This is a genomic window from Burkholderia sp. MBR-1 (assembly GCF_013822785.1).
GTDB lineage: Bacteria > Pseudomonadota > Gammaproteobacteria > Burkholderiales > Burkholderiaceae > Burkholderia > Burkholderia vietnamiensis.
Window position 1 is genome coordinate 1,379,069 of the sequence record NZ_CP053610.1, and the last position, 13,380, is coordinate 1,392,448.

Annotated in this window: 8 protein-coding genes; 1 reads left to right on the forward strand and 7 read right to left on the reverse strand. The window is 62.7% G+C overall.

From position 1 onward, the window contains the following. Positions 1–30: 30 nt before the first annotated feature. From MBR110_RS20840 to MBR110_RS20870, 7 genes are all read right to left on the reverse strand, one after another. Positions 31–1,668, reverse strand: coding sequence for an acyl-CoA synthetase (locus MBR110_RS20840; protein WP_181709513.1), 1,638 nt, complete (start codon positions 1,666–1,668; stop codon positions 31–33). Positions 1,669–1,867: 199 nt separating this feature from the next. After that, positions 1,868–3,016 (reverse strand): 3,4-dihydroxy-2-butanone-4-phosphate synthase, encoded by a 1,149-nt coding sequence (ribB, locus tag MBR110_RS20845; protein ID WP_176155164.1) that lies wholly within the window; start codon positions 3,014–3,016, stop codon positions 1,868–1,870. 22 nt (positions 3,017–3,038) lie between these two features. After that, on the reverse strand, positions 3,039–3,548 hold the full coding sequence (locus MBR110_RS20850; RefSeq protein WP_011661374.1) for an Lrp/AsnC family transcriptional regulator: 510 nt from the start codon (positions 3,546–3,548) through the stop codon (positions 3,039–3,041). 248 nt (positions 3,549–3,796) lie between these two features. Then, complete coding sequence (gene lpdA / locus MBR110_RS20855; RefSeq protein WP_181709309.1) at positions 3,797–5,569, reverse strand: dihydrolipoyl dehydrogenase; 1,773 nt, start codon at positions 5,567–5,569, stop codon at positions 3,797–3,799. A gap of 274 nt (positions 5,570–5,843) precedes the next feature. Next, complete coding sequence (aceF, locus tag MBR110_RS20860; RefSeq protein WP_258569979.1) at positions 5,844–7,178, reverse strand: dihydrolipoyllysine-residue acetyltransferase; 1,335 nt, start codon at positions 7,176–7,178, stop codon at positions 5,844–5,846. A 162-nt stretch (positions 7,179–7,340) separates the two neighbouring features. Then, entirely contained in the window at positions 7,341–10,055 is a 2,715-nt protein-coding gene (gene mdeB, locus MBR110_RS20865) for an alpha-ketoglutarate dehydrogenase (protein WP_059990006.1), read from the reverse strand. A 215-nt stretch (positions 10,056–10,270) separates the two neighbouring features. Continuing rightward, complete coding sequence (locus MBR110_RS20870; protein WP_081059539.1) at positions 10,271–11,248, reverse strand: AraC family transcriptional regulator; 978 nt, start codon at positions 11,246–11,248, stop codon at positions 10,271–10,273. Between the two features lie 708 nt (positions 11,249–11,956). Between MBR110_RS20870 and MBR110_RS20875 the strand changes: the two genes are divergently transcribed. Then, a complete protein-coding gene (locus MBR110_RS20875; RefSeq protein WP_181709311.1) occupies positions 11,957–13,306 on the forward strand; it encodes an MFS transporter in 1,350 nt (449 codons plus the stop codon). Positions 13,307–13,380 lie beyond the last annotated feature (74 nt).

The following is a 13,380-nucleotide window of genomic DNA, read 5'->3' on the forward strand; positions in this document are numbered from 1 at the left end:
GCGGCGCCCGACGCTACGCCGCCGCCTCTTTCACAGCTGGCGCGCCCGCTCCCTCAAGTGGAACTTCTGGATCTTGCCGGTCGCTGTCTTCGGCAGCGGCGAGAATACGATGGTCTTGGGCACCTTGAAATGTGCCAGCCGCTCGCGGCAAAACGCGATGATGTCCGCTTCGGTCACCGCCGAATCGGCTTTGAGCGCGATGAAAGCACAAGGTGTCTCGCCCCACTTGTCGTCGGGACGCGCGACGATTGCCGCCTCCAGAACGGCGGGATGGGAATACAGTATGTCCTCGATCTCGATCGACGAAATGTTTTCGCCTCCCGAGATGATGATGTCCTTCGAGCGGTCCTTGATTTCCAGGTAGCCATCGGGGTGCCATACCGCGAGATCGCCCGTGTGAAACCACCCGCCAGAAAATGCCTCCACGGTGGCGTCCGGATTCTTCAGGTAGCCCTTCATCACGTTGTTGCCGCGCAGAAATACCTCGCCGAGCGTTTGCCCGTCTTTTGGAACGGGCTCCAGCGTATCGGGGCTGGCTACCATCACTGCCTCGAGAGCGGGGCCGCGCACTCCCTGGCGGGCCTTGAGCCGCGCTTTCGCATCGAGATCGAGTGCATTCCACGAGTCGCGCCACACGCATTGCACGACCGGCCCATAGGACTCGGTCAACCCGTAGGCGTGCGTCACGTCCCAGCCCATGCGCTCCATGCCGGCGATCACCGAAGCGGGCGGCGGTGCACCGCCGGTCATGACCTTGACTCCATGACGGATGCCGGCTTTCAGCTCCGGCGCGGCGTTATTGATCATGTTCAACACTACGGACGCCGCACAAAAATGCGTGACCGCCTCGGTGCGGATGGCGGCGAGAATTCGCTCGGCCCGCGTATGGCGCAGAAAAACACTGGTGCCGGCCACCAACGCCATGGTCCACGGAAAGCACCAGCCATTGCAGTGAAACATCGGCAAGGTCCACAAATAGGTCGTGTCCTCGTCCAGATGCCACGATAGTGCGTTCGATACGGCGTTCAGATATGCGCCGCGATGGTGATACACGACGCCCTTGGGATTGCCCGTCGTGCCCGATGTGTAGTTCAGCGATATGGCCTGCCATTCGTCTTCCGGCATCGCGACAGAAAATTCCGTGTGCGCGGCCTCCTGCAGCAACGCCTCGTAGTCTTTTTCGCCGAGCAGATCGCCTTCTCCGAACTGTGGATCGTCGATGTCGATGACCTGAATGGCACGGCCGAGCCGTGCCAGAGCCTTCTTCACCGTCGAGGAGAATTCGCGGTCGGTGATCAGCAGCTTCGCGTCGCCGTGACCGAGAATGAACGCGATCGTGTCGGCATCGAGCCGTGTGTTGATGGTGTTCAGGACGGCGCCGCAAAGCGGTACACCGAAATGCGCCTCGAACAGTTCCGGTGTATTGGCCGCGATCATCGCCACCGTATCGCCGTTGCCGATGCCGCGCCCGCGCAGCGCGCCGGCGAGCAGCCGGCAACGCCGGTAAGTTTCGGCCCAGTCGCGGCGTATCGTGCCGTGCACGATGGCCGTGCGCTCCGGCCAGACGGATGCGGCGCGTTCGAGAAACGTCAGCGGCGACAAGGCAATGAAGTTCGCCCGGTCGCGCTCGAGTCCGGTCGTATAGGGATGGTCTGCCGTCGTTTTCATGCGGGCCGCCCCGCGGCCACGGCGCTCGCGCGCGCCGACGATGTCGGGGTTTTCTGCGTGTCTCATCTCTCCTCCAGTTGCTTTTATGGTCACGAAACGCCCTGCGATGAGCGTCACGACTTCATCCGGAACAACGCTCCCGCGATCGGAACGGGACGACCCGATTTCTGCATCGGCACGGCGGCGCGACCGGATGGCGTCAAACTTCCTGATAGTCGTGAATCCGCTCTATTTTTCTCTGCTCGACCATGTTCAAACCGTAGCCCTCCAGGCCCACGATCGTTCTTTCATGATTGGAGAGCAGGATCATGTTCTTCACGCCGAGTTCGGTGAGAATTTGCGCGCCTATTCCGTAATCGCGCAGTTCCGGCTCGGCAGGCTTGGGATGCATCATGGCACGCACACGCTCGGACACGGCCGTCGGGCGGGATTCGCGGATCACCACGATGACGCCGCGACTCTCGTTCTCCAGCAAACGCGCGGCGCCGCGCAGGGACGCGAGGTGGTGACCGCCGATGACGTCGTTCATGGTATCCATTGCATGCATGCGCACGAGAACGGGGTCGGCGCCCCGTAGATCGCCCATGACGAAGGCGATATGCTCGACCTGATCGATCCGGTTCCGGTAGACCACGATCCGCCAATGCCGTCCATTCGGCTCGGTGAAGCTCCCGTGTTCAACGGCCTCCACGAGCCGTTCCGTTCGTCGGCGATACGCGATGAGATCGGCGATCGTGCCCAGCTTCAGCTGATGCCGCCGTGAAAATGCGATGAGGTCCGGCAGCCTCGCCATGGTGCCGTCGTCGTTCATGATTTCGCAGATCGCACCGGCCGGTGCGAGCCCGGCCAGCCGGGCGATATCTACCGCCGCCTCGGTGTGGCCCGCGCGCACGAGCGTGCCGCCGTCGCGCGCCATGAGCGGAAAGACGTGTCCGGGAGAAACGAGCTCGTCTCGCCCCGTTTCCGGATTGATCGCCAGCGAAATCGTGCGGGAGCGGTCGGCCGCCGAGATGCCGGTGCTCACACCGTCACGCGCCTCGATCGACACCGTGAAGGCCGTCTCGTGCCGCGAACCGTTGATTCGGCTCATCAAATGCAAACCCAGCGATTCGCAGCGCGAGCGCGTCATCGCGAGACAGATCAAGCCGCGCGCATGCGTCGCCATGAAGTTGACGGCGTCGGGCGTGGCGAATTGCGCGGGAATGACGAGGTCGCCTTCGTTCTCACGATCCTCGTCGTCGACCAGAATGAACATCCGCCCGGCGCGCGCTTCTTCGATAATCTCCAACGCCGTTGCGATGTCGGCGCGCGAATCTGCCGGCCGGCCGGCGGACATTGCGTTACTCATGAGAGCACCTTGCGCGATGTGATCACGACGCCTGCGCCAGTCCATGAATCTGGATGGGCCGCGTCTTGTCGATGGGAAGCGTCGTCTTGTTGGCAAGCCGTTTCAGGACGACGTTCGAGCGAACGCTGGCCACACCGGGAAGCGACGTCAGCTTGTGCGTGATGATGTGTTCGAGTTCGACGAGATCTCTCGCCACCACCCGCAGCAGATAGTCGGTTTGCCCGGTCATCATGAAGCAGTCCATGACTTCGGTGATGCCTCTGACCGTGTCGGCGAAACTCTCCCGCGCCTGCATGCCCTGCCGCTCCAGACTGATCTCGACGATGGCCATGATGCCCAGGCCGAGCAGGGACGCATTGAGCACGGCGACGCGTCGGCTGATTACACCGAGACGCTCCAGATTTCTGACCCTGACGAGACAGGGAGAGGGCGACAGGTTGACTCGAGCCGCCAGTTCGAGATTCGTCAAACTTGAGTCCTCCTGAAGTTCACTCAGGATGCTAAGGTCTATCCTGTCCAGCGCAACGTTCATAGCCCGCGTCTCCTCTTTGCACAAGGCTCCGGTGCCCTGAAGCTCGAACGCTCGCTAGCGCGGCAGAACATCGATTTCCGCTCCAGCAGGCATTCGAACAACATCACCTGATGAACAAGTTTATGCCTGGCAGCTCCGCGGAAAATTCTGATAAAAAGTCGAGTTATCACCAAAAACGGTCATTGTCGCCGCACGCTCGGGAAAACCCGCAACTCGTCATACTTGCGACACGCAAGCCGAGATGGCGATCAGGCCCTTCTGGGCGGCGGCAAATCCGTGCAGACGCCTTCATACAATTCGGCGGCCATGCCGACCGATTCGCCGAGCGTCGGGTGCGGGTGAATCGTCTTGCCGATGTCTTCGGCGTCCGCGCCCATTTCGACTGCGAGACACACTTCGCTGATCAGGTCGCCCGCGTTCAGGCCGACGATGCCGCCGCCGATCACGCGATGGGTTGCCTCGTCGAAGATCAGCTTCGTGAAGCCTTCGTCGCGGCCGTTCGCGATCGCGCGGCCCGACGCGGCCCACGGGAACACTGCCTTGCCGTACTTGATGCCTTCGGCCTTGCACTGATCTTCCGTCTTGCCGGCCCATGCCACTTCCGGATCGGTGTATGCCACCGACGGAATCTGCAGCGCGTCGAAGTACGCCTTTTCGCCGTGCGCGGCTTCGGCTGCGACGTGGCCTTCATGCACGGCCTTGTGCGCGAGCATCGGCTGCCCGACGATATCGCCGATCGCGAAGATGTGCGGCACGTTCGTGCGCATCTGCTTGTCGACGTCGATGAAGCCGCGCTCGGTGACCGCGACGCCCGCCTTGTCCGCGCCGATCTTCTTGCCGTTCGGGCTGCGGCCTACCGCGACGAGCACGAGGTCGTAGCGCTGCGCTTCCGCGGGCGCCTTCTCGCCTTCGAACTTCACGTAGATGCCGTCTTCCTTCGCTTGCGCGCCCACCGTCTTGGTCTTCAGCATCACGTTGCCGAAGCGCTTCGCGTTGAACTTTTCCCAGACCTTCACGAGATCGCGGTCGGCGCCCATCATCAGGCCGTCCATCATTTCGACGACGTCGATCTCGGCGCCGAGCGTCGAGTACACCGTCGCCATTTCGAGGCCGATGATGCCGCCGCCGATCACGAGCATCCGCTTCGGCAGCTGGCGCAGCTCGAGTGCACCGGTCGAATCGACGACGCGCGGGTCTTCCGGCATGAACGGCAGCTTCACCGCTTGCGAGCCGGCTGCGATGATGGCCTGCTTGAACTTGACGATCTTCTTGCCGTTGTCGCCCTGCACTTCCATGTGGAACGGGTCGAGGAATTCGCCGATGCCGGTCACGACTTCGACCTTGCGCGCCTTCGCCATGCCGGCGAGGCCGGTCGTCAGTTTCTTGACGACGCCGCCCTTGAAGTCGCGCAGCTTGTCGAGGTCGACCTGGGGCTTGCCGAACGTGATGCCGTGCGACGCGAGCGCTGCGGCTTCCTCGACGACGAGCGCCGTGTGCAGCAGTGCTTTCGACGGGATGCAACCGACGTTCAGGCATACGCCGCCGAGTGTCGAATAGCGTTCGACGAGTACCGTCTTCATGCCGAGGTCGGCGGCGCGAAACGCGGCCGAGTAGCCGCCGGGGCCGGCGCCGAGCACGAGCATGTCGCATTCGATGTCGGCAGAGCCGCCGTAGCTGCCGGCTTGCGGCGCGGGTGCCGGGGCGGCAGCGGCCGGAGCCGGCGCAGCCGCTGCGGGCTTCGGCGCGTCGGGTGCTTTCGCGGGTGCCGGCGCGGCTGCGCCTGTCGATGCTTCGACGAGAGCGATCACGGTGCCTTGCGAGACTTTGTCGCCGGCTTTGACTTTGATTTCCTTGACGGTGCCGGCGATGTCGCTGGGCACTTCCATGGATGCCTTATCGGATTCGAGCGTGAGGAGCGTTTGCTCTTTTTCGATCACGTCGCCGGGTTTGATGTTGACTTCGATGACATCGACGCCGCTGAAATCGCCGATATCTGGAACTTTGACTTCGATGAGACTCATGTACGTCCCCTTCTTGTTGGCTACGGAGAGAGGGAATGGAAACTCGCGCGACGAACCGGCCACGGCCTGACAAGAGAACGCGAACCTGGGCAGAACCACCTTTGCTGTCCGCCCAAGGACGCGCCTTTCTTTTGGTTACTTTTCTTTGGAAGACAAAGAAAAGTGACCGCCGCCCCGCGCAGGGGCGACGCTAGCAGACCGTATGCAAAACAGGTTCAACGACAGTAAGAGGCGCACCGACAAAAACCCACGCCCCCGCGAGCCCCTCTTCTCATCAAAGAACGATGCGACGGAAATCCCCAAGCAACGCGCCAAGATAAGCATTGAACCGCGCGGCTTCAGCGCCATCGATCACGCGATGATCGAACGCCAGGGAAAGCGGCAACGTCAACCGCGGCACGAACTGCTTGCCGTCCCACACCGGCTTCATCTGCCCGCGCGACAACCCGAGGATCGCCACTTCCGGCGCGTTGATGATCGGCGTGAAGTGCGTGCCGCCGATCCCGCCGAGCGACGAGATCGAGAAGCAGCCGCCCTGCATCTGGTCGGGCTTGAGCTTGCCGTCGCGCGCGGCCTTCGACAGCTCGGCCATTTCCTTCGCGATGTCGACGAGGCCCTTCTTGTCCGCATCGCGGATCACCGGCACGACCAGACCGTTCGGCGTGTCGGCCGCGAACCCGATGTGGTAGTACTGCTTGAACACCAGATTGTCGCCGTCGAGGCTCGCGTTGAAGGTCGGGAATTTCTTCAGCGCGGCCACCACCGCCTTGATCACGAACGCGAGCATCGTGAACTTCACGCCCGCCTTCTCGTGCTCCTTGTTCAGCTGCACGCGCAGCGCTTCGAGCTCGGTGATGTCCGCTTCGTCGTTGTTCGTGACGTGCGGGATCATCACCCAGTTGCGATGCAGGTTCGCGCCCGAGATCTTCTTGATGCGCGACAGCGGCTTCGCCTCGAACGGGCCGAACTTCGCGAAGTCGACCTTCGGCCACGGCAGCAGGTTCAACTCGCCGCCGCCTGCCGGCGCGGCTGCTGCGCCCGGCGCCGCGCGCTGGCCCGACATCACGCCCTTCACGAAGCCCGTGATGTCGTCCTTGGTGATGCGCCCCTTCGGGCCGCTGCCCGGCACGCGCGCGACGTCGACGCCGAGCTCGCGCGCGAACTTGCGCACCGACGGCGACGCGTGGCTCGCGCGAGACGGCTCGCCTTCGCGCGCCGGCGCGCGATGCAATGGCGCGGATGCGGATTCCCGTTCGGGCGCCGGCGCAAGCGCCGACACCAGCCCTGTCGCGACATTCGCCGACGGACACGCGAGATCGCGCGCAGCCGAGGCGGTCGCAGGCACAGGCGCCGCGTCGTCCTGCCGCTCGCCGTCGCTGTCGAGCAGCGCGATCAACGTGCCTTGCGACACCGTTTCGCCGACCGCGACCTTCATCTCCCTGATCACGCCAGCGGCGGGACTGGGCACATCCATCGTCGCCTTGTCCGACTCGAGCACGACGAGCGACTGCTCCCGTTCGACGCGTTGTCCGACTCCCACCAGAACTTCGATCACGGGGATGTTCTTGTAATCGCCGATATCCGGCACTTCTATTCGTGTCACCCGCACATTCGTCTCCAACAGCAAGCATTTCAACAGTCAACGCCCCCTCTTCATCAGGTCGGACGCACTTGGTTCGATCGGATTTCCCGCGATGGACCGATGGACGCGCAAGGCCTTCGAGCAGCCGCTTCGCGCGCCGCTCGCACGACGCTCACCGGTCAACGGGTGCTAGACCAGCCAGGGTTCGGTCAGCCCGGTTCCGCTTCGCCCGTATCGGTCGATCGCCTGACGCACGACGTCAGGGTCCTGCCGGCCCTCGTCGACGAGTGCTTTCAGCGCGGCGATCACGATCGACGCACGGTCCACTTCGAAGAACGCACGCAACGCCGCACGTGTATCGCTGCGCCCGAAGCCGTCGGTGCCGAGCACGACGTAGCGGGACGGTACATAGGCGCGGATCAGCTCGGGCACGGCGCGCACATAGTCGGTCGCGGCGATCACCGGTCCACGCGCGGCGCCCAGGGCCGCCGTCACGTAGGGCACCGCAGGCTCGCCGCGCGCCAATAGCCGCTGCGCACGCTCCGCGGACACGCCGTCGCGATGCAATTCGGTGAAGCTCGTCACGCTCCAGACGGCCGCGTCGATATTCCAGTCGTCTTTCAACATCCGTGCCGCGGCCTGGACCTCACCGAGAATCGCGCCCGAGCCGAGCAACTGCACCTGCGCGATCTCGATCTGCGTGGGCTCCAGCACGTACATCCCCTTGAGCACGCCGCTACGGACGCGATCGAGATCGGCTTCAGTCAACGAACGTTGTGCGTAGTTTTCGTTGGTGACGGTCATGTAGTAAAAGACGTCGCGCTGACGCGCGATCATCTCCTGCATGCCTTCGTCGACGATCATCGCCACTTCGTACGCGAAGGCCGGATCGTACGCGCGGCAGTTCGGTATCGTCGAGGCCGCAAGGTGGCTCGTGCCGTCCTGATGCTGCAAACCTTCACCGCCGAGCGTCGTCTTGCCGGCCGTCGCGCCGATCAGGAAACCGCGCGCGCGCTGGTCGGCAGCCGCCCAGATCAGGTCGCCGATGCGCTGGAAACCGAACATCGAGTAGTAGATATAGAACGGCAGCATCGTCAGATCGTGCACGCTGTATGACGTCGCCGCCGCAATCCACGACGACACCGCGCCCGCCTCGGAGATGCCCTCTTCCAGAATCTGGCCGCCGGTATCCTCACGGTAATAAAGCATCGAACCCATGTCTTCCGGCTCGTACAGTTGACCGAGCGGAGAATAGATGCCGATTTGCCGGAACAGATTCGCCATGCCGAAGGTGCGCGCCTCGTCGGCGACGACGGGCACCACACGCGGCCCCAGCTCGGCGTCCTTCAACAGGTTGCCGAGCATGCGCACGAACGCCATCGTGGTCGACATTTCCTTGTCGTTGGTATCGAGCGCGAATCGTCCCCACGACGACATCGCGGGCACGGCGGGCGCGTGCGACGCAGCTGTGCGCCTGCGCGGAAGGTAGCCGCCCAGCGCCGCACGGCGCGCGTGCAGATACTGCATGACGGCACTGTTTTCATCCGGCTTGTAGAACTTGAGTTGTTCGACATCGTCGTCGGAGAGCGGCAGGCGAAAGCGGTCGCGAAACGCCTTCAACTGTTCGATGTCGAGCTTCTTTTGCTGATGTGTGGTCATGCGCCCCTGGCCGATCGAGCCCATGCCGAAGCCCTTCATCGTCTTCGCGAGAATCACCGTAGGTTGCCCGCGGTGTTTCGACGCCTTGTCGTAGGCAGCGTGCAATTTGCGCACATCGTGGCCGCCGCGCCGCAGGCGGTCGATATCGTCGTTGCTCAGATGCGCGGCGAGCGCGGCCAGTTCGGCGTTCTGGCCGAAAAAGCGGTCACGATTGTAGGCGCCGTCGTTGGCGGAAAAAGTCTGGAACTGGCCGTCCACGGTGTGCGCGAACGCGCGCAACAGCGCCCCACTGCGATCGCGTGCGAACAGGGGATCCCAGTCCGAACCCCACAACACCTTGATGACGTTCCACCCCGCCCCCGTGAACTGCGCCTCGAGTTCGTCGATGATGCGGCCATTGCTGCGCACCGGTCCGTCGAGCCGCTGCAAATTGCAGTTGATCACGAACACGAGATTGTCGAGACGCTCGCGCGCGGCCAGCGACAGTGCGCCGATCGCCTCGGGTTCGTCCATTTCGCCATCGCCGAAATAGCCCCACACCTTGCGGCCTTCCGTGCGTTGCAGTCCGCGGTTCTGCAGGTAGCGCATGAAGCGCGCCTGGTAGATCGAGTTGATCGGCCCAATACCCATCGAGCCGGTCGGGAACTGCCAGAAGTCCGGCATCAGCCACGGGTGCGGGTAGGAACACAGGCCCGCACCGGTGATTTCCTGTCGGTAATGCTCGAGATGCGCTTCGTCGAGAAAACCTTCGAGGTAAGCCCGCGCGTAAACGCCCGGCGCGGAATGGGGTTGAAAATAGACGAGATCGCCACCGTTGGCATCGTTCGCGCCGCGAAAGAAATGATTGAAGCCCACTTCGAACAGGTCGGCCGCCGACGCATAGCTGGCAATATGCCCGCCGAGTTCACCGTAGGCGCGATTGGCCCGCACGACCATGGCCAGCGCATTCCAGCGCAGCGCGGCGGCAAGCTTTTCTTCGATATCGAAGTCTCCCGGATACGGCGGCTGCTGATCGACGGCGATCGTATTCGCGTAGGGCGTGACATTGAGGCGCGCCGTTGCGATACCGTTGGACGACGCGTGGGCCGCGAGCCGATCGAACAGGTACTGAGCCCGTTCGGCACCGGCATGCCGAACCACGCCATCGAGCGCATCGAGCCATTCGGCGGTTTCGAGTGGGTCGTCGTCGATTTTCGTCTGGCCCAGGGAAAGGATCGAGGGTGTCCCCGTCGATAAGTCGGTCATCTTGCAACTCCGTAAAAGCAATGCGAGTTCAGTGGCGAGTGCGCAAAGATTACGGGGGATGCCGCAGAATGTGTGGTCGTATTGAAGGCCGCCAAAGCGGTGTCGGCTGCAGTGTCTTCTGCGGAATGCGCGATCTACAGCATTTCTATTCGATGCGCGCGGTCTCGCGTGGAGAACCCGGCGTCACGGGCGGGAAAACGGACGAAGGCGCGGCTTCATGCACCGCCCACAACGTCCGCTGCGCCATCCGCTCGGTCGTCCATCTCGGTCGCAGCCGCCGGCGCGAGCCCGGCCTCCGATTGCGTGCGAGCCAGCGCGGCGAAATAGCGGCCTGGCGAATGCCCGAGCGCTTTCTTGAACATGGTGATGAAGGCGGTTACCGACTCGTAGCCGAGTTCGTCCGACACGCGTTGCACGGAAGCGCCACCGGCAAGCTCGCGCACCGCAACGAGCAGTTGCAACTGCTGCCGCCAGCGGCCGAAGGTCAGTCCCGTTTCACTGACGACGAGTCTTGCCAGCGAACGCTCGCTCATGGCGAGACGCTTCGCCCATTGCGAGACGGTGCTGCGATCGCCGGGATTGGCGTTCAATGCGTCCGCCATCAGCCGGATGCGCGGATGATCCGTAACCGGCAGATAGAGGCGCTCGACCGGCATCAACGTCAGCTCATGCAACAGCACGCGCGCAAGCCGGTCGGTATGGCCGCCCTGCTCGTAGTCGAGCGGCGCACCGGCCAGATGCAGGATCATTTCGCGCAGCATCGGCGAAATGGAGAGCGTGCAGCACTCCGTCGGCAAGTCGACGACACCGGGCTCGGCGAACAGATAGCAAAGCCGGGCATTGGGTGTCGCATGGTTACTGTGCGGCATCTCGCCGGGAATCCAGACGCCGCATTGCGGCGGGACGATCCAGAACGCGCCCGCGACCCGGCAGGTCACGGCGCCGTGCAACGCGAGCACCAGCTGCCCCTTCTGATGCTTGTGAACCGGAATTTCGGCAGCATGCTCGTCGACGTGCATGCACATCGCCACCGCCGGCCGATCGATCGCGTCCGGATCCGCAAAATCAGGAAGGCTAACGTAACGGTTCATATCGGGCATTCTAGCGACATGTTGAAATTGTGGCGAACGATGCGAAGCATAAGCAGGCACAGCCGCATCACGTGCCACGCTGGAATGGCGCCACGACTTCATTGCGCGAGACCGCCCCTTCGCGGACGCCCGACGTCCGGGCTCGCGCGTGAGCGGTTCGACGGTGTCGATGCCCATGCAGTCCGGTTCGGACCCGATTGTGCTTCGTACATGGGCTGTGGCACGTCACGTGCACGCTCCACGAGCCGGACGAACGCCACGATGGCGCCGAGCAGATCGGCGTGGACGGCACCGCGAAGTTCAGCGAGCCACCGACCGCGAATTACGCTTCGATCGACCGCTCTCACCGCACAATCTGCCGAACGGAGCGCCGCCGCGGCAACACAAGAATAATAAATACTGCCTGGACTGCGGCAATATTTCTCCGTGCAATCAAGATGACTTCACCATCCCGGCGGCCCGGATTTCTTCAAACGCAATGAAATACGGGGCGACGGAATAATAAATCGAGCGAGACAGTTTTTTCACACCAATACCGAACGGACGACGGCGCCGCACCATTGTGCATGGCGCTTGCCCCGTGCGGGACGGGACGGCACGGCACGGCCGTCGATCGAATCCGTCGGGCCGCCGCATTTGCATCAGCAATCAACTTCGTAAATTAATCAAGTATTCGTCGTATTAATCGTCGATTCCTCAAGCTCGTTTTAATGGCACCGAATGCTCGCCCATTCGCGCCACCACCTTTAACCCGGCAAGAAAATGCAATACCCGAAGTAAAACCTTTTCTTTTAACGCGAGGAGAACGATGTGGAAATACGGAAAATCAATGTCTACGACATCATCGACAGTCGCAGAATCGGCAGGAGGCAGTATTTCATCGTCGCCTTCTGCGCGCTGCTGATGCTTTTCGACGGCTTCGACACCCAGGTCATCAGCTTCATCGTGCCCGTTCTCGCGAAAGAATGGCAACTGCCCAAGGCCGTATTCGGTGCGATTTTTTCAGCGGTGTTCTTCGGGTTGCTGATCGGCAATTTCGGCATTCCGTTCGCGACCCGACGCTTCGGCACGAAGAAGATCGCTTTCGTGGCAACCGCTGCTTTCGGCCTGTTCACCGTCCTGACCGTCTTTGCCACCAGCGTGCCGCAGCTGATCGCCTTGAGGTTCCTCACCGGCATCGGCCTCGGAGCGGCCACGCCTTGCGCGGTGGGCCTCGTTTCGGAATTCAGCCCGAAGAGAACCCGCGCGACTTTCGTCATTCTCGTCTACATGGGATATGCGCTGGGGTTCATCTTCGCGGGCATCTGCAGCAGCGCGTTGATCCCGCGGTTCGGCTGGGAAGGCCCACTGTGGCTGGGCGGGCTCGCGGCACTCGGCTTGACGGTGTTGCTCGTCCCGCTGCTGCCGGAATCCGTGGCCTACCTGTCGGCAAACGCGCAGCGCGGTGAATTGCTTCGTGCAACCAAGCGCCTCTTTCCCGATTTCACGCTGCAAGCGGACGGCGAACTGGTCACTCACGAAGAGAAGCCGGCAGACGCAAGTGTGCTCGGATTGTTCTCCGCACCATTCCGCGTGGGGACATTCCTGCTGTGGGCCGTATTCGCCATCAACCTGGCCGCGTTCTATTTTCTGCAGAGCTGGCTGCCGACCGTTCTCGCGTCCATCTCGTTCCCACCCGCGCTCGTGGTCTGGGCGACCATCACCGTGATCATCGGCGGCATGGTGGCCAGTCTGCTGATGGGACCCATCATGGATCGCACGAGCCCTTACAGAATTCTGTCCGCGGTCTACGTCGGCGGCGCCGTGTCGATGTACGCAATCTCCATCGCGATCGGCTCATCGCATCTCGCTTTACTCACGACGATCTTCTTTTGCGGCTTTTGCATCAGCGGCGGACAAACCTGTGCGATCGCGTTGTGCACGCTGTTCTATAGCCCGGAATTGCGCGCCCCGGGCGTCGCGTGGGCCTACGGATTCGGTCGGCTCGGCGCCGCGGGCGGCACTTACCTCGCGGGCGTCCTGTACGCGAACAACTGGAGCGTCGACGCGATGTTTCGCGTGGCAGCCGCGCCAATCCTCATTGCAGCGGCTTGCGTGGCGCTGATGGGCGCTTGCTATGGCCTGACGAAGAACGGCCTGAAGAAATCCTTTTCGGCCTGATCGGTACCGCTCGCTGAATCGATGAACGTCAAGTGAACCGTTCTTTTGTATGGCCTTTTGATTGCGGAGATCTC